We start from the raw sequence: 22,684 nt of genomic DNA on the forward strand, positions 1-22,684 counted from the left end.
ATCAAATACACCCCGTCACGGGTGAGTCCGGTCAACAGCAGCGTCGTGGGATCGACCTCACGGATGTACCAGAGGGTTGTGAGCAGTAGACCCTTCTCGGTACCTGCGATCATGTCCTCGATCGAGGTGTCGTCACCGCCGGTCAGGATGAGATTGTCGCCGGGAACTGCGACAGGTCGACCGAATTCTCGTGCAGCGTGGCGCGGGTACGCCAGCGCATTGACGACGCCGTCTCGGACCCAGTCGACGGGTTCGATCTCCATACCGTTGTCGAACAGTGAGACGGATTCACTCGACGACGTCGTGATCACGAACGGCGCGGATTGCAAGCCCTCGGCGCCGGGGTCGGAGGTGAGTGTCAGTGGCAATCCGAGCTTCTCGCCGATCCGGGTTCCACCGGTGGTGGACAGTGCGGTGTGGCCTTCTTCGGCGCCGCGACCCTCCATGGTCCACATCAGATAGATCATCAGGTCCGCCACAGCAGACGGCGGAAGAATTGTCTCGTAGCGGCCGGCAGGCAGACTGACGGAGTTACCCGCCCAGTCGAGTCGAGTGGTCAACTGCGACAAGAGCTTCGGTATCGAGATATCGCTGAAATCGACAGTTCCGGATCCGACCCAGGCGCTGGCGTCGCCGCGCTTGCCGTTGATTTCCACGGAGCCGGTGGCCTGAGCCGTTCTACGTCGCACGCCCGTCGAAGTTCCGAGCCAGGTGGTGTGCAACTGGTGGTGAGCGAAGCCGAACAACTGGTCGCCGCCGTCGAAGCCCTTCGCCAGGTCGGCAGCCAACTGAGCAAAGACACCGATGTCGGTCAGGGCGGCCGGCAGGTCCCAGTCGGTCTCTGCCGCCGACTGCGTGATCAGGTCGGACGCGTCGTCAGCCGGAGTGGCTGTGCGCGCAGCTTCTTCGCTTGCCTGTACGAGTACGGAAATCTGCTCCGGATCGACACTGCTGGAACTGACAGTGCCCACCTTCGCGATGTCACCCTCGCGCACGATCGAGATCACCGTCCACGTCCGGGACAGCGAAACTCCGTTGGTGGTCATCGAATTGTTGGCCCACCGCAGCGACGCCTCACTCGCATCGGTCACGATCACCAACGATTCGTCTACCGTCCTCGCGGCCAATGCACGCTCGACGACCTGCTGCGGATCGATCACTGCTGAGCCTCCGAACGAGTATTGAGGATGTTGACTCCGCGGAACAGAGCGGACGGGCAGCCGTGGCTGACCGCCGCAACCTGACCGGGTTGCGCCTTGCCGCAGTTGAACGCGCCCTGCAGGCGCCAGGTCGACTCACCGCCAACGGCTTCCATCGAGCCCCAGAAATCCGTCGTCGTCGCCTGATACGCCACGTCGCGCACCTGACCGTCGAGCTTTCCGTCACGGATCTTGAAGAACCGCTGACCGGTGAACTGAAAGTTGTAGCGCTGCATGTCGATCGACCAGGACTTGTCACCGACGACGTAGATGCCGTTCTCGACTCGCGAGATCAGGTCTGCAGTCGAGGTGTCCGTAGAAGGGTCGGGGGAGAGCGAGACGTTGGCCATTCGCTGGATGGGAACGTGATGTGCGGAGTCGGCGTACGAGCAACCGTTGGAACGCGTCAGCCCCAGCCTCGGCGCGAACACGCGGTCTAGTTGATACCCGACCAGTGTTCCCTCTGCCACCAGATCCCACCGTTGAGAGGCGACGCCGTCGTCGTCGAATCCGACGCTGGCCAGGCCGTGCTCTTCGTTTCGGTCGGCGGTCACGTGCATGAGTGGCGTTCCGTATTTCAGCGTTCCCAGCTTGTCCGGCGTCGCGAACGACGTACCGGCGTAGGCCGCTTCGTAGCCGATCGCGCGGTCGTATTCGGTGGCGTGTCCGATGGATTCGTGGATCGTGAGCCACAGATTGGTCGGATCGATCACGAGGTCGGTCGGACCTGCTTCGACGGTCGGTGCCTTGGTCTTCTCGGCCAGCCACTCCGGGATCTGCGCGAGCTCATCGCCCCAGTTCCATGTGCTCTCCGCCCCGAGGTACTCCCATCCGCGGCCTACCGGCGGCGCCAAGGTGCGCATCGATTCGAAGCTGCCGGCCGACTTGTCGACGGCGGTCGCCTCGAACTCGGGGTGCAGACGCACCCGTTGCTGGGTGATCGACGAACCGGCCAGATCCGCGTAGAAGGTCTGCTCCTTGACCTGGAGGACACTCGCCGTTACGTGATCCACGCCGTCGGCGGCTTGAAGCCGTCCGGAGTAGTCGACCAGCAGGCCTACCTTCTCGGCCGTCGGTGTCGCGAAGGGATCTTCGAGGTACGGCGACACCCACGTCGCGTCGGCGTAGACGGGCTCGTCGGCGAGGGTGACCGGATCCCGATTGAGCGAGCGCAATGCCTTCGCGACCTCGACCGCTTGGCGTGCCAGCGCAGCAGCGACATCGGGGGACACCTCGGCGTGCGAGGCGAATCCCCACGTGCCGTCGACGATCACACGGACGGCGACCCCGATCTCGTCTCCGTCGGACACCGCCTGAACTACGCCGTCGCGCAAGCGGATCGACTGTGTGAGCACGCGGTGGACACGAACATCGGCGTGCTGGGCGCCGGCCGTTCTCGCTGCCGACAGCGCCGCATCAGCGACAGCTCGCAGCGGGAGGGCGAGGAAATCTGCATCGACATCTCGGGTGACGGTCACGCACACGCCGCTAGCCGACGACCGCCGATCTCAGCCGAACTGCTGCCATCCGAGGCGAATCACCATGGCGATCACGACCACCAACAGCGTGATCCGCACGAATCCGGATCCCTTGCTCAGCGCCATCCGCGAACCGATGACCGCGCCGAGAACGTTGCACACCGCCATCGCCAAACCCAAACTCCACCAGACATGCCCGGTGACGGCGAAGTAGGCGAGCGCGCCGAAATTGGAACCGAGATTGATCACCTTCGCCATCGCTGCGCTCCGAACGAATTCGGTTCCGAGGAAGGTCGCGAAGCTGATGATGAGGAAGGTGCCGGTGCCGGGTCCGAGCAGACCGTCGTAGAGGCCGATGAGTCCGGCGGAGAGCAGCAGGACGAGGACGGTCTTGCGCTGCGTCGGACGATGGGTCGCGATCGTGGTGCCCAGCGTCGGACGCATGGTCACGAAGACGGCGACGGCGACGAGGACGACCATCACGATCGGAATGAAGTACTTCTTGTCGATCAGCGAAACGGCCGCCGCCCCGCACGCGGCCGTCACCGCAGCCAACGCGGCTGCCGGCGCCATCTGCCGCCACTCCATCGGGATTCGACGGGAGAACGTGTACACCGCAGCACTCGTCCCGGTGAATGCCGTCAATTTATTGGTGGCCAGTGCCGCCTGTGGGGTCAATTGCGGGGCGACCAGAAAGAGCGCCGGCAACAGAATCAATCCACCGCCGCCGACCACGGCGTCGACCCAACCCGCCGCCGTCGCTGCCGTCATCAGCAGTCCCCAATCAGCAATATCCACGGCGGTGACTCTTTCACAGCTGTGACACTCTTGAGCACATGCGGAGGTTCAGCCTGTGGCTGCGAGGAAAGCCGATGATCGCGGACAGCGCGCTGGCGCTCGTGTTCTTCGCGCTCGAGGTAGTCACGTTCGTCAGTTCGCCGCGTGAGGAGCGGTGGCCTCAGCTCGTCGTCGGATTTCTGATCTGCCTTCCCGTCGTGTGGCGTCGCAAATATCCGCGTATCTCCGCCGCGTCGATCTTGTCGATGTCGTACTTCGCGACCTTGATGATGTGGGCGACAGGGGATCCGGCTGCGGAACATCCAGGCCTGTTGGCGCTCGGGGTCTCGCTCTACACACTCGTTGCGTATGTCGATCGACGCACCGGGGCGATTTTTGCGTGCTTCCTTGCCCTGGACATGACACTCTCGTTGCTCGTCATCCGCGAAGACGTGATCCTCACGATCATCATTGCGACCCTGCTCTATGCACTCGCCTGGATCACCGCCGAGTTCTTGAGCGCCCGCCGCGCCTACGACGAGGAAGTGGCCGCCAGACTCGAAGTGGCCGAATACGAACGGGATCGGCGTGCCGAGGATGCGGTGGCCACGGAAAGAACCCGAATCGCCCGCGAACTCCACGATGTCGTCGCCCACGCGGTCAGCGTGATGATCGTCCAGGCCGACGGCGCGTCGTATGCGGTCGATTCCAATCCCGCGTTGGCCAAGAAGGCGCTCGGCAACATCTCCAGCACCGGACGCGACGCCCTTGCCGAGCTTCGCCGTACCGTCTCGCTGCTGCGCACCGAGGTCAGTACTGATGCGATGCCGCAACACGGAACTGCCGGCATCGCCAAGGTCGTCGAGATGATGCGTGCCGCCGGTCTCGGGGTGCGGCTAGAACTGACCGGCGAGCTCGACGACGTCAGTCCTTCAGTCAGCCTGGGCATTCATCGCCTGGTCCAAGAGTCACTGACCAATGTCCTCCGCCACGCCGGCGCAAATCCGAAGGCACGAGTCACCGTGCGCCGCACCGACACCGCGGTGCTGCTCGAGGTCGTCGACAACGGAACGTCGAGTTCGACCTTCTCCCACGGTTCGGGGAATGGACTGGTCGGAATGCGTGAGCGGGTGGCGGTACTGCACGGGACACTCGAGACGGGACGACGCCCCGACGGCAGTTGGCGTGTGTACGCAGAGTTGCCGCTCGAGATCCACGATTGATACCGGCTCGCCGCAATCGCATTGGCACCGACGTCTCAGGCCCGATAGGTTTACGCCGTGCCCATCACCGTGCTGCTAGTCGACGATCAGGAACTCATGCGGATGGGCCTGAACATGGTGCTCGAAGCTCATGAAGACATCTCCGTCATCGGTGAGGCCGGCGACGGGGCCGCGGCGGTCGCAGCGGCGGTGGCGCTGAAGCCTGACGTCGTGTTGATGGACGTGCGGATGCCGATTGTCGACGGAGTGAAAGCGACCGAGCAGATTCTTGCCTCCGGGATCGAATCCAGGGTCCTGGTGATGACGACCTTCGACCTGGACGAACACGCTCTCGGTGCCTTGCGCGCCGGAGCCAGCGGCTTCCTTCTCAAGGACACCCCGCCCGAGGATCTCGTGTCGGCAATCCGCAGCGTGGCAGCCGGTGACGCGGTTGTTTCCCCGAAGGTGACACGTCGTCTGCTGTCGAGGTTCATCGTGGACGGTCCGGCGCCCCGGCGCGATCCGGTAGTTCTCGACGTCCTGACCGAACGCGAACGCGAAGTCCTCGGACACGTGGCCACGGGACTGTCGAACATCGAGATCGCACAGCAGCTGTACCTGTCCGAATCGACGATCAAGTCGCACGTCGGACGCATTCTCACCAAACTCGATCTGCGTGATCGTGTGCAGGCTGTGGTGCTGGCCTACGAGACCGGACTGGTGACTCCGGGCGCGTAGGCCAGCCGCCTGTCAGGGATCGAGCGTTTCGCTCTGCTCAAGCATCAAAAGAGCCCACTGTTGGCAGCACGATGCAGGTCTTCCCGTCTGCGTAATCGACATTGCCGAACAGAGCGGCAAACACCTTGCCGTCACCGGTGTCGACGACCTTCGAGAGCAACGGCGTATCGAGTACGGGCAACTTCTCGTCCAACGGGACGATGCCGCCCTTGAACGTGCCGACGTTGATCCAGGCAACACTCAACCCTGAGGTCTTGGGTATGCCGACGTAACCCGGGATTGCCTGGAAACGGAGATGGTCGGCCTCGACCCACGGCGGCAACGGGAAGTTCGGACCGGCCTGTGCGGAGCTGAGGGTGACGGTGACGGGTTCACCGGCCACGCCACACCCGACCGTCGGTGCGGGGTACATGAACGACTGCGGCTTGGTGACGCCGATGTCCGGGAGATCGAGAGCGGTCGTGATCTGATCAGCGCCTGCCGTGCCGATCAACTGCTGAACAGCAGCAGAGGCTTCGGGGGAGATGGCTGCGGCCTGCGCGATCAGCGCGGCAATTCCTTCGGGTACCACCGGTTCTGCGGCCGCGGTTCCCGCGCTGATCATCGCGCTGCCGGCGGTGAGTGCCACGACGGCGGCAGTGCCGGCGATGGCAGCGGGAATGCGTCGGGCGAGTGTCTTGCCGGGGAGTCGGCTCATGTCGGGCTCCTTCATTTCATGAGGCCGGGAAATGCGGCCCGAAGTGACTTGACCATGCGCAGAGTCTCAACGTCAACTTGAGGTTTAGAATCGTTAGCGGAGCGTTAGTTAACGCCAGGCAAGTCGCACGTGCGTGAGAGAAGGCCCGTGTGACTCACGGCACCCACCTGTTTTGCACCTCTGCGTCGTTGTCGGGAGAAAAACCGGTCCCTCGAGCGTTGAACGAATAGACCGTCTGAAAGGGGACGTCATGATCGCCGCCGTATTTCTCCTCTACGTGATCGTCGAGATCGCAGCCTTGGTCATCGTGGGCAACGCCATCGGTGTCGCCTGGACAGTGCTGCTGTTTCTCGCCGGATCGCTTGTCGGATTGATCCTCATGCGCTCGCAGTGGCGAAGGGTCATGGACGGGTTCCGTAAGGCCACGCGGGGTGAGGGATCGCCGTCACTGGCGGTCGCCGACGGCGCCTTGGTCGCGGCGGGCTCCGCGTTGATGTTCGTACCCGGACTCGTGACTTCGGTTCTGGGCCTGCTGCTTCTGATTCCGCCGACCCGCTGGGCGCTGCGCCCGCTTGCAGTGCTCCTGGCAGGTAAGCGCGCAGCAGCATTTGCCGCCGGTGGTGACGCCTTCGCCGGAACCGTCGGCTACGCGGCGCGGATGCGCGGAAACGGCGAGGTGATCGACGGCGAGATCATCGTCGAGACACCCGAAACCACCGAGTACGTCGCCAGCAACGGCAAGGAACTCGTCCTCGAGGGTGAGATTCTGGACACGGATACACCCACCCGTTCGCGGGGGCCGCAGTACTAACAGGCAGACTGGGTGCTCGTGACTACTCGTCTGCTGGTCAACGGCCGGATCTACAGTTCATTTGCACCTGATGCGACCTCGATCGCCATCACCGACGGCACCGTCGTGTGGGTCGGCGACGAGCGCGCCGGACGGGCGTTGCACCCCGCCGCGGAGATCGAAGACCTGGGTGGTGCGTTTGTCACTCCCGGGTTCGTCGACACCCACGTCCACATCACCGCACTGGGACTCAATCTCGTCGGCCTCGATCTCGTGGGCGCGAACTCTCTGGACGAATGTCTCTCGCGAGTACGAACATTCGCAGCCGCGAACCCCGAAACTGCCCATCCCGACGCAGTCATCTGGGGACACGGTTGGGACGACACCGAGTGGGCCGAGCAGACCCCGCCGTCGACCGCAGATCTCGACGCGGCCGCCCCTGGCCGCAAGGTGTATCTCTCGCGGATCGACGTTCACTCGGCCGCGTGCTCGAGCGCATTGCGCGACGGGATCTCCGGCCTCGCCGACACCGCTGGATACTCAGCCGAAGGCCCGTTGACGTTCGACGCACACCACCTGGCGCGCAATGCCGCTCGGAATCTGCTGACGGAAACTCAGCGCGCGTCTGCTCGTACCGCTGCGCTCGATCTCTGCGCCTCACGCGGAATCGTGGCCGTTCACGAGTGCGGGGGACCGGACATCTCGGGATTGACCGATTTCCAGGAACTGTTGGCCCACGATCACGGCGTGGAGGTTCGGGGCTACTGGGGTGAGCGTGTCGACAGCGAAGAGGATGCTCGCGCGCTCATCGACAAAACCGGAGCAGACGGACTCGGCGGGGATCTCTTCATCGACGGCTCGCTCGGTTCGCATACCGCGTGGTTGCTCGAACCCTATGCAGACCAACCTGATTCGACGGGCAATGCCTACCTCGACGTCGACGCGATCGCCGCACACATCCGGGCCTGTACCCTCGCGGGCGTCCAGGCCGGGTTCCATGCCATCGGTGACGGCGCCGTCTCGTCGGCAGCTGCCGCGTTCCGCAGGGTCGCCGACGAACTGGGTGGCCCCAGGGTCGCCGCGTTGGGTCACCGCCTCGAGCACGCGGAAATGATGTCCATGGCCGACGCGGAAACCTTTGCCGCCTTGGGTGTCATCGCTAGCGTCCAACCGGTGTTCGACGCACTGTGGGGTGGCGCCGACGGTCTGTACGCCACGCGCCTGGGAGTAGAGCGCGCAGCAGCGTTGAATCCGTTTGCACCTGCTGCCGGTAAGGGTGTCTCGCTCGCATTCAGCTCCGACGCCCCGGTCACCCCCATCGAGCCGTGGGCGATGCTGCGCGCCGCTGTCCAGCACCGCACCGACGGAAGTGGAATCTCGCCGCGTGCGGCCTTCTCCGCGGCAACTCGCGGCGCCTGGCGCGCGGGCGGAGTGCGGGACGGCGCCGCGGGAACCCTCAATCCGGGCGCACCGGCCTCCTACGTGTTGTGGGAGGCAGGCGAACTCGAAGTGAGCGCACCCGCCGACTCGGTTCAGCGATGGTCTACCGATCCGCGCTCGCGCGTACCCGCTCTGCCGAGGCTGGCGGAAGATGCGCCGATTCCGGTCTGCATCAAGTCGGTGCATCGCGGACGCGTCGTCTATCAGCGCGGCTCGTCGAGTGAGTGAGGCCGGCGCAGAGGCGTCTGTCGGTGATCGCTCCCGTGTGAGCGCTGTGCTCACCGGTTCCGCATGGCTACGTTCGCTGTACGCGGCCGCAGGTGGATTCCTGATCTTCGCAGGGTTCCCACCCCGCCCGCTGTGGTTCTTGGCGCCCGTCGGGATCGCTCTTCTGACGTGTGTGTTGACGAACTTCGGGCGCGGCGGACTGCGCCTTCGTGCCGGCTTCGGTTACGGATACTTGGCTGGTCTCGGATTTCTGGTGCCGTTGCTTCCGTGGATCGGTGTGTTCGTAGGTGCGGTCCCGTGGATCGCGTTGGCCGCGGTGGAGTCGTTGTTCATCGGACTGTTCGGGCTGCTTGCGGTTCTGGTGGCGAGGTTGCCATGGGCACCCTTGTGGATTGCTGCGACCTGGACGCTCACCGAGTGGCTTCGTTCCAGCGTTCCTTTCGGCGGATTTCCTTGGGGCAGGCTCGCATTCGGTCAATCCGAAGGGTGGCTCCTCCCTCTTGCGAGTGTCGGCGGTGCGCCGCTGCTCAGCTTCGCGGTGGCCCTGACCGGTACCGGCTTGGCAGCAGTTGCAGTCGCTGTCGCGGCCAAACGATGGGACCGAGGATTCTTCGGAGCTGTTGCCGCTGCCCTCGTGCCCGTGATCATTGCTCTCGCGGTGTCGCCGTTCTTGTCCACCATGGATTCCGGTGATCGAACGATCACCGTCGCCGCCATTCAGGGAAGCGTTCCGAGGTTGGGCTTGGACTTCAACTCGCAACGCAAGCAGGTCCTCGACAACCATGTCGCCGAAACCGTGAAACTTGCTGCCGAGGTGGACGCGGGCCGCGTCGATCAGCCTGACGTCGTGATCTGGCCGGAGAACGCCTCGGACATCGACCCCCTGCGAAACGCCGATGCCGCTGCCGACATCACCCGGGCCTCCGAAGCGATCGGAGCGCCGATTCTTGTCGGCACCGTACTCGTGAATGCCGATCGTACGACCACCAATTCGGTGATCGTGTGGGACGGCGCCAACGGTCCTCAGGAACAGCACGACAAGAAGATCATTCAGCCGTTCGGCGAATACCTGCCCTACCGAAGCTTCTTCCGGAACTTCTCCTCGTACGCCGATCGCGCGGGCAATTTCGTTCCCGGCGAGGGCAACGGCGTTGTCCATGCAGCGGGGGTACCCATCGGTGTCGCGACTTGTTACGAGGTGGCGTTCGACCGGGCGTTCCAGGAATCGGTGCGCAACGGTGCACAGTTGCTGGCGGTACCGACCAACAACGCTACTTTCGGGGACACCGAGATGACCTATCAGCAGCTGGCAATGTCGCGTGTGCGGGCAGTCGAGCACGGCCGCGCCGTCGTTGTCGCCGCAACCAGTGGTGTCAGCGCCATTATCGCTCCCGACGGTGCGGTGACTTCGCAAACCGACCTGTTCGTGCCGGCGGCCCTGGTGGCGAAGGTGCCGCTCTCGACCAGCTCCACCCTTGCCAGCCGAGTAGGTCCGGTGCCGGAGATCGTGCTCAGCATCATCGCGGTCGGCGCGATTGCCATGGCAGTGCTGGCCCGGCGCCGAGATCAGGCTGAGCACTCACCCGAGGAGACTGCGGCAATCTGAGCCGAGCATCGGATATTAGGGCTGCCGATGTTCCGAGGAGCGCCTACGCGGGTACTCGCTGTGCCACCCGTTCCTGCGTAAGGCGGCTTCTTGTGACCGAGCCTGAGAAAACCGAGCCAGACAAGTCCGAGCCCCGGGATGCAGTTCACAAAACCAGTGTCGTCGACGCGGTTCTGCAGTCACCGCTCGCCGGCCTGTCGCCGTGGATCTTGCTGTCCTTGCTCTCCGGGCCGGGAAGGTTCGAGGAATCCGCGGCCGCAGCCCTCGGGTTGTCGCTGCTGATCTTGGCGGCCAGTCACCGGCGCGGCGGCACCGTGAAGCTGTTGGAGGTCTTCGACGTCGTGTTCTTCGGCGTTCTGGCGGCCATCGGCCTCCTCGCGTCGGCGAACACGATTCGGTGGTTCGAACTCTGGGGAGGCGAACTGACCAACATCGCGCTGGTGGTCTTTGCCTTCGGATCGATCCTGCTCCGCAATCCTTTCACTTTGCAGTACGCGAAAGAGTCGACGCCTGAAGAGTATTGGACGACGCCACTGTTTCTGCGCATCAACTACGTCATTACGGCGGTGTGGGCTCTCGCCTTCACCTGGTCGGCCGTAGTGGGCCTGTTCGGAGACGCACTGCTGCACGACGGTGACAACTTCTGGACCGGATGGATTCTGCAGTTGCTCGGAACCTTCTTCGCGATCTCCTTCACCGAGTGGTACCCCGAGTATGCGCCGAACAAGGCCGCTCAGGCTCAGGGCCTCGAAACCGAACCACCGCAGTCGATTTTCAGGCTGTTCGACTTTTTGCCGGTGTTCGTAGCCGTGACCGGCATCGCGGGGTTGGTGACCGACTCCGTTTCCGTGACCGCAGGCGTCACGTTGATTCTGGTCGGCGTGTTCGGACATCTGGCGATGCGACGGTTCACCGTCGACTAGGAGCTCTCGGTGATCTCGCGCCTACGGGAACTTGGTGCACGATCGTCTCGATGACCGGCAGGTGCCGGCTGATGCACGGAATTTGTCCGTTTCTGCGATAGTCAGTGCACCTGCCGTGCAATGGAAACGAGGGAAATTGAGCGTTATTTCGAGTACTGCACACAAGCACGAGCCCCTACACGGAAGACGTCCACCAGCGGATCACCGCTTCCTCGGATTCGACACACGAGTCTTCCCACACGCCCTCGCGATCTTGGCGGTGTGGATGCTCTGGACCGTGATCGTGCCCGCCATCGATTCCGCTGTCTCCTCCGAAGATCCAACCGGCGCCGGAGACCGGATGGCCGTGACCGAAACGGTCTCCTTCGCCGCACCTGCGGGCTGGAATGTCGACAGTGGTTTCCGAACCGACCAACATGGCGCGTCCGATTCGCTCCCACGTGTGACGTTGACCGATGGCACCGTCACCGTGAGCGTCGACGCCGACACATTCAGTGGAACTGCCGACGAACTCCTCTCCCAAACAGATGCCGTGAGTCTTGCGACGAACGGCAGTTCCGTGCTTGCGGTCTCCGGTGCGCGCCAGCCGATCAGCACCGCCGGGGGTCTGAGCGGCGTCCAGGTCAGCTTTGACACTCCGCGGTCCGCCGGATCGGTGACCACATTCGTCGTCGACGGCAAGGGAATTCGGGTACAGGTAGTCGGCCCACCCGATCAGATCGCCGCCCGCAGTCGAGAAATCACCGACATGATCGCCTCTATCGGCACACACGAGGGAGACACCAAGTGAGCACCGATCTCCTCGAAACCCGCTCCCGCGCATTCGATACGACGGCCTGGGGCGAGAAATTTCACTTCTTCCAGCCACGCAACGTCGTGTTCTGGATATACCTGTGGATGTGCGGATTCGGCCTCGTCAAAGGCTGGCAGATGTTTGCTCCCTTCGCCGGATACTTCGGGCGCGCACTCCTCGTTGCCGGCATCGTCGGCGTCATCAGCGCCGCGGTCTGGACATGGTGGTTCCGGCACATCGACCGCTACGAACGCCAACCCGTAGGACTAGTGGTCACCGGCTTCATCTGGGGCGCCACCGCAGCAACGTTCACTATCGCAGTACCCGCGAACGGAGCAGTCGGTTCGCTCTACTCGAAGATTTTCGGGCAGGTATGGGCTCAGGACTGGCATGCGGGCCTCTCTGCACCCTTCGTGGAGGAAACCGCCAAAGGCATCGGCATCGTAGTCCTCCTCGCGCTTGCACCACGCCTGGTGCGCACCGCAACCGACGGCCTGCTCCTCGGTGCTTTCATCGGCTTGGGATTTCAGACCAGCGAAGACTTTCTGTACTCGATTGCCGGCGCAACACAGGGCTTCGGCGCCCACCAAACCGACGGCCTGCTCGGTTCCATCGCCACCCGCACCTACTCCGACATCGTCTCTCATCCCCTGTTCACCGCCCTTTTCTGCGCCGGCGTGATCTATCTGATCGGCACCCCGGCCCAGCCCCGGCGGATCGGACGCGGATTGGCGTTGATCGTGGCACCCATCCTGATCCACGGCGTGTGGGATTCCATGCTCGCGATCGCCGGCGGCAGCAGTTCGCTCGTGTTCGTCATCATGATCGGCGACATCGTCTTCGCGTTCACTGCCTTGTGGATCGCGTTCGTCTGGGCGCACCCACGTGAATCCCACTTCGTCCGTGACATTCTCGCCCCGGAAATCGAGTCCGGCGTCCTGACCGACGCCGAGGTGACAGCCGCCGGCGGATGGCGACAACAACGCACTTACGCGAAAGCCGCACCCACTCGCACCGAACGTCGCCAACGACGACATATCGTTCGTGCCGCGCTGGATCTGTGCAGCGACCTAGCTGTCAGCAAGGGCGACGACAGCCCCCAGGTCGTCGAATCACGCAACGAAATCACCCGCCTCCGCCAAGGAACCGCGGCACAGAGCATCACTCGGTGACCGGGAAGTAGCGGAAGAACCGTTCAGCACCGCAAATCATTCACCCACACCCCAGTCGGCCGGGTTGCTTGCCATCGTCACTTGGCAAGCAACCCGGCCGAGTGACTGGGCTACCAGTTCACTCCGTATCGAAGTTTGGTGTACCGAAGTTTGGTGTGTCGCGGGGTGGGGGATACAGCTCACACTGGTGCACGAAGCAGTGCCGATGGTTCTTCAGCGCAAGTCCAGGATTTGCGCACTGTCGGCCCGCGAGTGCGCCTGGATGCTGAATGACGTTGCCCTGAAGTGTCTTTGAGGACCGCGAAGCATCCTGAAGTTGCCACGTCGAAGAAGGGCCGAAGTATGACGTCGACTTGTGAACGATCACTCCCCGAAGAACGAGAAAGACCGCCCGGTGTAGAACCGGACGGTCTTGATCGAAGTGCTAGTTCATGCGCCGCGACGCTTGGCCTTCAGCAAATCGAGACGCTCTTTGAGGAGCTCTTCGAGTTCCTCGACCGAGCGACGCTCGAGCAGCATGTCCCAGTGGGTGCGGGGAGGCTTGACCTTCTTGGCTTCGGGAGCAGTCCCCTCCATGAGGGTGCCTTCGAGGCCGTTTCGGCACAACCAGGTGCCGGGGATCTCGGCTTCGTCCGCGAACGGGATGTCGAAGATCTCGCCGTTCTCGCACTTGTACTTGGCCATACGACGGGGCGCGAGGTCATGGTCACGGTCGGTCTCGTAGCTCACAGCTCCGAGTCGGCTACCTCGAAGTACGCGATCTGCCATGGTGGTGTCCTCTCTTCGTTCGTCACCGCTGGTGGGCGCCCTGACTTGGGGAGTAGACGCTCACACTCATCTACAACGCCACGAGCACCCGATTGGTTCCCGTGTGGCGAGAAGACGCAACCTCTCCATCTTACCGGGTACCGTGCGCGTTCATCGAAGGCGTCCGAATCTCGAGTACAGTGTCGATTCATGGCTGAGAGCAGACGCGTCGGATCACCGCAGTCTGCGCGTTCGGGAAACCCGTGTGTGTGGTGTGGTCGAGAGGTCGCGGTGACCGGTGTCGGTCGTCGACGCCGGTACTGCAGCCAGTCTTGTCGACAGCGTGCGTACGAGCAGCGCAATGCCGTCAAGGGCACGTCGATCCCGGCTGACGCCGTCATCTTGACCGCAGTCGAAGCGGTCGAACTCGTGGATCGGATGTTCGAGGTCCGATGCGCTGCCGAAGATGTGGCGACAGCAGTTGCCGAGGGCGCAGAGAGTTCAGAGCTCACACAGTTGTGTGAACGGTTGACCGAGCTTGCCCGCGAAGCCGAACGTTTCCGGTAGAGCAGGTGTGGGCAACCGGTTTCTAGCCTTGCGTCGAGCACTGCAACACTGCGGTGCTCCTGACGCCTGACGACGACAAATTTTGATCCTGAGTTCGGACCTTCGGGGAGGTTCGGACTTCGAAGCGACCCTTCGTCGAGGTCGATGACCTTCGGCTGCGCTCTCGCAGGATCGCCACATGGTTTCCACTCGATATCGAGGCGGTGCGATGTTTCTCTTCAATCCCCGAGCCACACTTCCCGGCGCTGATCGTGACAACGCTGATCGTCACAACGCTGTGTGGGGGTGGTCGTGATGGATACCGACAAGAGGATCGACCCGCTCACCGGATCGCGAAGCCTGCCGGCAGGAGCGTTCCCCCTGTCTGCGGTGCAGCGCAGCATGTGGTTTGCGCAGCAACTTCACCCGACGGTCCCGTACTTCATCGCGCAGTACATCGAGTTCCACGGCGATTTGGACATGCAACTGCTCAGTCGCGCCGCGGTGGAGGCTGCCCACGAGTTCGAATCGCCGTTTCTACGGTTGATGTACCCGGATGGGGAGCCCTGCCAGATCGTGGACTTCACAATCGACCCGGGCATCGACTACTTCGACTTCCGCGAGCGTGAGAACCCTCGGCAGGCTGCCTCGGAGTGGATGGACAACGATTACGCGACGACGCTCGATCTGACTCGCGATCGTCTCGTCGAGATGACAATTCTTCAAACTGGTGATCGGGATTACCTGTGGTACACCAGGATTCATCACGTCGCTCTCGACGGATACAGCGGTATGACGATCGTCAATCGGATTGCGGCGATCTACACCGCAGCCGTCGAAGGTCGAGAGCCTGCGGTGAACAAGGCGCTCGACGTCACGACGCTGTCCGAGCTCGACCAGAAGTACCGCGAATCGAGCCGATTCGAAGCCGACCGCGAGTACTGGGCCCAGCGTGTGTCGGGCGTCGAACACGGTTCGACGTTGGCCACCCGTGAGGGACCCCCGACTGCACGCAGTGAACTCGTCAGTGCCGCGATGTCGGCGAACAGCCTTGCTGCCTTGGACGAGTGGAATTCACGTTCCGGTGCAACTCCGGCCGCAGTGTTGATTTCGGCACTGGCGTGCTACCTGTCCCGCAGTACCGGCTACGACGACGTGCTGATCAACCTGCCGGTTTCCGCGAGGACGACGGCACCGCTGCAGCGGTCCGGCGGAATGCTGGTCAACGTCGCGCCGCTACACATCCACGTAAACCCGGACGAAAGTGTCGACGATCTGGTCGGGCGCGTGCAACTCGAACTTCTCGGTGCGCTTCGTCATCAGCGATGCAGCCTCGAGGACATCCGGCGTGATGCCGGTCTGACCGTCGGCGACGCGCGTCTGTCCGGCCCGATGATGAATGTGATACTCTTCCGGCAGGAGATAACCCTCGGGCCACTGACCGGTGAGTATCACATCGTCACGTCGGGTCCGGTCGAGGATCTGCTGGTCAACGTGTACCAGAGCGGCGATCCGGCGCAGACGTTGATCGACTTTCGCGGAAACCCCAATCGCTACGGACACGACGAACTGGCCGAGCACCACCGGGCGTTCACCGAGTTGGTCGCAGAACTGACAGCAGCACCGGCCGGTACGCCGATGAACCGGATTCATCCGGCAAGTGCCGAGGCAGGGGCGCGCAGTGCACAGCGCAGGGAACTCGAGCGGTTCTGGGCGAGATACCTGGGGGACTCCGACGAGGGCTCCACACTGGACCTCGAGACACTGGGCCTCGAGCGAATCGACTCCGAAGCGGAGCCCACCGGTACGAATCGGCTGAGCGTCCCACTCGATCCCGCGGTCGCCGAACTTGCGCGCACGGAAGGCGTCTCCCTCTTTGCCGTTGTCCATGCCGCATTTGCTGCGTTGCTGTCGAGATCGACCGAGCGCCGGGACGTGCTGATCGGAACGAGGACCGAGTGGGGAACTCTGCCCCTGCGCTGCGAGGTCGATCCGGCGGCGCCGTTCGACGAGTTCGTGAGTTCTCTTGCTCGAGAACGCGATACGTTGTCGATTCGATCGGCGGCAGGTGTCCCCGCACTGCCCGAGTTGCACGTCCACCTCAACGACGGCTCGCAGGAGACCACGATTGCCGGCCTCGACGTGGCGATCGACGTCCACGCAGATACCGGCGCCCTCGAGGTTGCGTACTCCACGCAGCACTACGCCGAATCCACGGTCCGAGCCTTCCTCTCGCGACTGGTGCGGATCCTTGCAGGCGCAGCAGCAGCCCCGCGAACGCCGGTCGGAGACCTCGATCTCCTCGACGACTTCGAGCGTGAGTCCCTGGTACCGGCGCGAGGAGCGACCGCGTCCTCCCCGTTGACTCTCCCCGATATTCTCCGCCGGGCCTCGGCTGTGAACCCCGATGCCCCAGCGCTTGTTTTCGGTGATCGTGAGGTGAGCTACCGGGATCTCGACGCCGAGTCGAACACACTCGCCCGTGAACTGATCAACAGGGGAGTCGGCCCCGGCACCTATGTCGCCCTTGCGCTGTCGAGGTCTCTCGAATCGGTGACCGCGACGTGGGCGGTGGCCAAGACCGGCGGTGCCTTCCTCCCGATCGATCCGCACTACCCCGAGGATCGTGTTCGGCACATGCTCACCGATTCGGGAGCTGTAGTCGGAATCAGTGTGGGGGAGCACCACGGCGGGCTCGCCGATTCGGTGGATTGGCTGCTCCTCGACGAACTGGACACCTCGCACCAGTCCGATGCACCGGTCGACGACGCCGAGCGGCGTACGCGCCTGAGCTACGACGATCCGGCATACCTCATCTACACGTCCGGCTCCACCGGTGTCCCCAAAGGCGTCGTGGTCAGTCACCGCGGGCTGAGCAGCTTCGCCGACGAAGAACGAGTCAGGTTCGGAGTCGAACCTGGAGACCGCACCCTGCATTTCTCTTCGCCGAGCTTCGACGCTTCAGTCCTCGAACTCCTCCTTGCCTTCGGGGGCGCGGCAACGATGGTGATCGCGCCGCCCACCGTGTACGGCGGCGACGAACTGGCACAGGTGATGCGTATCGGACGGGTCACCCACGCTTTCGTCACCCCGGCCGCGCTGGCAACAGTCGATCCCGCCGGCCTACCGGATCTACGAGTGGTCGTGACCGGCGGCGACGCATGCTCACCCGCGCTGGTGGATCAGTGGTCACACGGACGCTCGATGTTCAACGCGTACGGACCGACCGAAACCACCGTCGTCGCCACTCTGACCGGACCGCTGAGCAGCGATGTTCCCGTCACCATCGGGAAGCCGATGCGCGGAGCCGCAACCGTCCTCCTGGACTCGCGGCTTCAACCGGTGCCGATCGGTGTCGCCGGCGAGCTCTATGTGAGCGGTGTCGGTTTGGCGCGCGGGTACCACGCGCGTGCCACGATTACGGCCGAACGATTTGTTGCCGACCCCAACGGTGTTGCGGGAGAGCGCATGTACCGCACGGGTGACCTCGCGCGGTGGAACGGCGAGGGTGAGCTGGAGTACCTCGGCCGGAGCGACTTCCAGATCAAGATCCGCGGTTTCCGCGTCGAGCTCGGCGAGATCGACGACGTGCTGCGCCGCCACCCGAGCGTCGCACAGGCAGTCACCGCCGGAGTTGCGGGCCCGAGTGGGGAAACACTGTTGGCGGCGTACGTCACGGCGGCTGCGGGCACACACATCGACAACTCCGAGCTGGTCGCCCACGCGAGATCTTCGTTGGCAGCCCACATGGTTCCGGCGCGGATCGTCGTCCTCGACTCCATTCCGTTGACTCCGGCAGGAAAGATCGACAGGAAAGCGTTACCGGACATCGATTCTGTGGGCGGGTCGGCTGAATACCGTGCCCCCGAGACCTCGACCGAGAAGCGAATTTCGGCGGTGTTCTGCGATCTGCTCGGTATCACCCGGGCGGGAGCAGACGACAGTTTCTTCGACCTCGGCGGTGACTCGTTGATCGCGACCCGCGTCGTGTCGCGAGTCAACGGAGCTCTCGGAACGACGCTGAGCGTTCTCGACCTCTTCGAGGCGCCGACCGTCTCCGCTCTGGCAGCACGTGCCGACCTCGCGGACTCGCGGAACACACGTGCCCCGGCACTGACGCGTATCGATCGCCCTGACCGGATACCGGTATCTCTGGCGCAGCAACGAATGTGGCTGACCAATCAACTCGATCCGAGTTCGCCGGCGTACAACATTCCGATCGCGGTTTCGATGACCGGCGATCTCGACGTCGATGCACTGTTCACCGCGCTGCGGGACGTCATCGTTCGACACGAGATCTTGCGGACCGTTTTCCCCGAGAGTGCGCGTGGCCCCGTCCAGCACGTTCTCGGTGTAGACGACATGTTCGATCATCTCGAGGTGGAAACGGTGCCTGCCGCAGCGACCTCGGCGCGGGCGAGTGAGCTCGCGCGAGAGGGATTCGACGTCAGCGAATCGGTGCCGATCCGCGCGACTCTGCTCGAGGTGAACGAGCGCGAGCACACCTTGGTCCTCGTCGTGCACCACATTGCAGCAGACGGCCTGTCGATGGCGCCGCTGGCTCGTGACGTGATGGTGGCGTACGCCTCGCGGGCGAGCGGACGCGTGCCGGCGTGGCTGCCACTCGAAGTGCAGTACGGCGATTTCAGCGAGTGGCAACGCGGAGCGCTCGGTGAAGCGTCCGACCCGGATTCGATTCTTGCCGAGCAGTTGCGGTTCTGGTCGCACACGCTCACCGAACGCGGTGAGCTCGCGGAACTGCCGATGGATCATCCGCGCCCTGCGGGTGTCTCGCTGCGCGGTGACGATCTCGATTTCCGGATCGACTCCGCGACGTACCGCCGGGTCGGCGAGATCGCGGCGCGCAGCGATGTCAGCGTGTTCATGGTGATCCACGCCGCGCTGGCCGTCCTGCTCAGCCGAGAATCCGGAGCGAACGACATCACGATCGGCACTCCGGTGGCCGGGCGGAGCGAGCGCGCTCTCGACGACGTCGTCGGAATGTTCGTCAACACGGTGGTGCTGAGGACGGTTCTCGAGGGGGGACTCACCTTCGGTGAAGTTCTCACCCGCGTCCGCGACGTCGACGTGGCGGCCTTGCAGCACACCGAAGTGCCGTACGACGTACTCGTCGAATCCCTCGCAGACAACCAGGCGCCGCTGTTCCAGGTGATGCTGGTGATGCAGGGCGCCGCTCCCACCGAGGTCACTTTGCCCGAGCTCGAGGTCACGGTCGACGAACTGTCGACGGGCGCGGCAAAGTTCGATCTTCAGGTCATTCTCACCGACCGCGGCGACCATCTCGACGGCCAGTTGAACTACGCCAGCCAGCTTTTCGACTCGGACACCATGTCCGGCCTCGCTGATCGCTTCACGATGCTCCTCGACGCGGTAGCTGCCTACCCGGAATCCGTCGTCGGCGACGTCGGTCTCACAGCTCCGGGCGAGGCGGAACTGGTCCTCGAGCGTTGGAATGCCACCGAACACGCCGTACCGATCACCACCCTCTCGGACCTGGTGGCGGAGCAGGCAGCCCGGACACCCGAGGGGGCCGCGCTGGTCTACGGCGAGCGGACACTGACCTATGCGGAGTTCGACGCGAGAGTCGGTGAACTTGCCAGAACCCTCATCGCCCGCGGGGTCGGCCCGGACATGCGCGTCGCGGTGTCGATTCGACGGTCACCGGAACTACTCGTCGCGGTCCACGCCGTGATCCGTGCCGGTGCGGCATATGTCCCGGTGGACCCCGATCATCCCGCCGAGCGCATCGCGTACGTCTTCGACATCGCGGAACCGATCTGCGTGCTGAGCCGGCCCCAGGACCACGGCGCTCTTCCCGCGCGAGTCCCGATCGTGGACGTCGATCTCGATCGTCAGTTGTCCACGACGGCGCCGATCACCGACGCTGATCGGCTCGGACCCCTGCGCCCGGACAATGCTGCTTACGTGATCTTCACGTCCGGATCGACGGGTCGACCGAAAGGTGTTGCAGTATCACACCGTTCGATCGTCAATCGCCTGCTGTGGATGCAGGACACGTACCCCCTTCACGCGTCGGACGTGGTGCTGCACAAGACTCCGGTGACCTTCGACGTCTCGGTGTGGGAACTGTTCTGGCCCCTGCAGACCGGCGCGCAGTTGGTGATCGCGGAACCGGACGGGCACCGTGATCCCGGGTACCTGTCGGCGTTGATTGCCGAAAAAGGCGTCACGACGGCGCACTTCGTTCCGTCGATGCTCGCGGAATTCGTCGCTGCCGCGACTGCCGGGCAGTGTGCGAGCCTGCGTCAGGTGTTCTGCAGCGGTGAAGCGCTCGCGCCTACCACTGCGGAGGCGTTCACCCGTCTGAGTTCTGCGGGACTGTTCAACCTGTACGGACCCACGGAGGCTGCCGTCGACGTCAGCGCCGCCGAATTCACCCCCGACATGACCGTCACCGTTCCCATCGGTGCGCCCGTGTGGAACACCCAGCTCTATGTCCTCGACGGGCGGCTGCATCCGGTTCCGGTCGGCGTTCACGGCGAGCTGTATCTGGCGGGAGTGCAACTGGCGCGTGGATACCTCGGGCGCAGCGATCTCACCGCCGACAGGTTCGTGGCCGACCCGTACGGCCCGTCTGGCACCCGGATGTACCGAACCGGTGATGTCGTCCGGTGGCGCGCCGACGGGCTGCTCGACTATGTCGGTCGACGCGATTTCCAGGTCAAGATCCGCGGGCAGCGCATCGAACTCGCCGAGGTCGAAGCAGCGTTGCTCAGGCTGCCCGGTGTCGCGCAAGCTGCTGCTCTCGTCCATCACGACGACGTGGTCGGTGACAGTTTGGTCGGCTACGTCATCGCCGAGACCGGCACTTCGATCGACACGGACGGCCTACGCACCGAGTTGAGAGGTCTCCTTCCGGCCTACATGGTTCCCGCTGTGGTCATCGCCCTCGACGTGTTCCCTCTCGGTTCGACCGGCAAGCTTGATCGGAAGGCTCTGCCCGCGCCCAGCTTCGACAGTTCGCAGACGTATCTGGCGCCGCGAACACCGCTCGAAGCGCAGTTGGCGGCGATCTTCGAGGAGCTTCTGGAATCCGGGGCAGTCGGTGTTCACGACAACTTCTTCGAGATCGGCGGAAACAGCCTCGTCGCTGCACGCGCTGTGGCGCGCGTGAACGATTCGCTGTCGTTGAACTTGTCGATCAGAGAGTTGTTCGACGCGCCGACCGTTGCGCAGTTGGCGGTCGAGTGCGCCACGGCACGAGGGGGAGCGGCAGTCCTTCCGCTCGAGGCATTGCCGCGGCCACAGACGATCCCGCTGTCGCTGGCACAAAAGCGCATGTGGTTCGTCAATCAATTCGACGTCACGTCCGCGGCGTACAACGTCGCCATAGCGATCAGGCTGAGAGGCCGATTGGACGTTGCCGTGTTGGAGGGCGCGATCACCGACGTGCTTACTCGCCACGAATCGCTGCGCACGCTGTTTCCCATGATCGAGGGAGTGCCGGCGCAGGTGATTGTCGAACCCGGTGAAGCGTTGGGCGCGCTGCCGGTTGTCGCCGCGAACGCCGAAGCGGTACTCGGGGAGATCGAACGTCTCACCTCGAGGGGCTTCGACGTCACGCAGGCTCCACCGATCAGGGCGGAACTGATCGAGGTCGACGAAGAAGATCACGTCCTGACCGTGGTCGTCCATCACATCTGCGCCGACGGATTCTCGATGGTACCGTTGGCGTTCGACGTGATGAGCGCGTACTCGGCAAGGCATCGAGGTGAGGCGCCCGACTGGTCTCCTCTTCCGGTCCAGTACGCGGACTTCGCCATCTGGCAGGAAAGGGCTCTCGGTCGGATCGACGAAGCGGACAGCACTCTTGCCGGTCAGCTCGAGTACTGGACACGTCAACTGGCGAGTGTTCCCGAACTTCTTGCGCTCCCCGCAGATCGACCGCGTCCGCGTGTGCAGGATCTCTCGGGCGGCGTCGTTCGATTCGACATCGATGCCGGCATCCACCGTCGTCTGAGCGAAACCGCGATCGAACACCGAAGCAGTATGTTCATGGCGGTACACGCCGCATACGCAGTGCTCGTGGCGAGATTGTCCGGCATGGAAGACATCACGATCGGCTCACCGATCGCCGGGCGCGGAAATGCCCTGCTGGATCCGATGGTCGGTATGTTCGTCGGCACGTTGGTCCTGCGCGCCGACGTCGACCCCGCCGCCTCGTTCACCGATCTGTTGGCCAGAGTTCGCAGCACCGACCTCGACGCCTTCGCTCACGCAGACGTCCCCTTCGAGCGCGTCGTCGATGCGCTGGCTCCGGAGCGGTCGACGTCGCATTCACCGTTGTTCCAGGTGATGCTGGAGTT

At 63.8% G+C, this 22,684-nt stretch carries 15 protein-coding genes; 10 read left to right on the forward strand and 5 right to left on the reverse strand.

What is annotated here, in order from left to right; translation table 11 throughout:
- From A2J01_RS33280 to A2J01_RS33290, 3 genes are all read right to left on the reverse strand, one after another.
- Window positions 1-1,160: metallopeptidase TldD-related protein (locus A2J01_RS33280; protein WP_064114396.1), on the reverse strand; the 1,160-nt coding region annotated here is incomplete at its 3' end.
- Window positions 1,157-2,677, reverse strand: a complete 1,521-nt coding sequence (locus A2J01_RS33285; protein ID WP_003944822.1) for a TldD/PmbA family protein — start codon at window positions 2,675-2,677, stop codon at window positions 1,157-1,159. The genes A2J01_RS33285 and A2J01_RS33280, both read right to left, overlap by 4 nt.
- A 30-nt stretch (window positions 2,678-2,707) precedes the next feature.
- The gene (locus A2J01_RS33290; protein WP_030536361.1) at window positions 2,708-3,475 is read right to left on the reverse strand and encodes a TSUP family transporter; all 768 of its coding nucleotides are present in this window, start codon (window positions 3,473-3,475) and stop codon (window positions 2,708-2,710) included.
- A 38-nt stretch (window positions 3,476-3,513) separates the two neighbouring features.
- Between A2J01_RS33290 and A2J01_RS33295 the strand changes: the two genes are divergently transcribed.
- On the forward strand, window positions 3,514-4,677 hold the full coding sequence (locus tag A2J01_RS33295) for a sensor histidine kinase (protein ID WP_064114397.1): 1,164 nt from the start codon (window positions 3,514-3,516) through the stop codon (window positions 4,675-4,677).
- Between the two features lie 57 nt (window positions 4,678-4,734).
- The gene (locus tag A2J01_RS33300; RefSeq protein WP_003945024.1) at window positions 4,735-5,394 is read left to right on the forward strand and encodes a response regulator; all 660 of its coding nucleotides are present in this window, start codon (window positions 4,735-4,737) and stop codon (window positions 5,392-5,394) included.
- Window positions 5,395-5,431: 37 nt separating this feature from the next.
- Here A2J01_RS33300 and A2J01_RS33305 read toward each other — a convergent pair whose 3' ends face one another.
- The gene (locus tag A2J01_RS33305; protein WP_007729826.1) at window positions 5,432-6,091 is read right to left on the reverse strand and encodes a hypothetical protein; all 660 of its coding nucleotides are present in this window, start codon (window positions 6,089-6,091) and stop codon (window positions 5,432-5,434) included.
- Between the two features lie 250 nt (window positions 6,092-6,341).
- Here A2J01_RS33305 and A2J01_RS33310 point away from each other — a divergent pair, with 250 nt between their 5' ends.
- From A2J01_RS33310 to A2J01_RS33335, 6 genes are all read left to right on the forward strand, one after another.
- Window positions 6,342-6,902: an FxsA family protein gene (locus A2J01_RS33310; protein WP_003944915.1), complete on the forward strand. Its 561-nt coding sequence runs from the start codon at window positions 6,342-6,344 to the stop codon at window positions 6,900-6,902.
- Window positions 6,903-6,914: 12 nt separating this feature from the next.
- A complete protein-coding gene (locus A2J01_RS33315; protein ID WP_064114398.1) occupies window positions 6,915-8,549 on the forward strand; it encodes an amidohydrolase in 1,635 nt (544 codons plus the stop codon).
- Window positions 8,550-8,586: 37 nt separating this feature from the next.
- Window positions 8,587-10,155, forward strand: a complete 1,569-nt coding sequence (gene lnt / locus A2J01_RS33320; protein WP_030536364.1) for an apolipoprotein N-acyltransferase — start codon at window positions 8,587-8,589, stop codon at window positions 10,153-10,155.
- Window positions 10,156-10,247: 92 nt separating this feature from the next.
- Window positions 10,248-11,078 (forward strand): hypothetical protein, encoded by an 831-nt coding sequence (locus A2J01_RS33325; protein WP_047270554.1) that lies wholly within the window; start codon window positions 10,248-10,250, stop codon window positions 11,076-11,078.
- Window positions 11,079-11,214: 136 nt separating this feature from the next.
- A complete protein-coding gene (locus tag A2J01_RS33330) occupies window positions 11,215-11,868 on the forward strand; it encodes a hypothetical protein (protein ID WP_228400993.1) in 654 nt (217 codons plus the stop codon).
- Window positions 11,865-13,043 carry a PrsW family intramembrane metalloprotease gene (locus A2J01_RS33335; RefSeq protein ID WP_003944910.1) on the forward strand — a complete coding sequence of 393 codons (1,179 nt, stop codon included), beginning with the start codon at window positions 11,865-11,867 and terminating at the stop codon, window positions 13,041-13,043. Before A2J01_RS33330 ends, A2J01_RS33335 begins: the two co-directional genes overlap by 4 nt.
- Before the next feature lie 429 nt (window positions 13,044-13,472).
- Here the strand turns inward: A2J01_RS33335 and A2J01_RS33340 are convergent, their stop codons facing one another.
- On the reverse strand, window positions 13,473-13,811 hold the full coding sequence (locus tag A2J01_RS33340) for an RNA polymerase-binding protein RbpA (RefSeq protein ID WP_003944971.1): 339 nt from the start codon (window positions 13,809-13,811) through the stop codon (window positions 13,473-13,475).
- 189 nt (window positions 13,812-14,000) lie between these two features.
- Here A2J01_RS33340 and A2J01_RS33345 point away from each other — a divergent pair, with 189 nt between their 5' ends.
- Window positions 14,001-14,357 carry a hypothetical protein gene (locus A2J01_RS33345; RefSeq protein WP_064114399.1) on the forward strand — a complete coding sequence of 119 codons (357 nt, stop codon included), beginning with the start codon at window positions 14,001-14,003 and terminating at the stop codon, window positions 14,355-14,357.
- 294 nt (window positions 14,358-14,651) lie between these two features.
- The coding region (locus A2J01_RS33350; protein ID WP_156519483.1) for a non-ribosomal peptide synthetase at window positions 14,652-22,684 on the forward strand (8,033 nt) is incomplete at its 3' end.

This window comes from Rhodococcus sp. EPR-134, assembly GCF_001647205.1.
Lineage (GTDB): Bacteria > Actinomycetota > Actinomycetes > Mycobacteriales > Mycobacteriaceae > Rhodococcus_F > Rhodococcus_F qingshengii.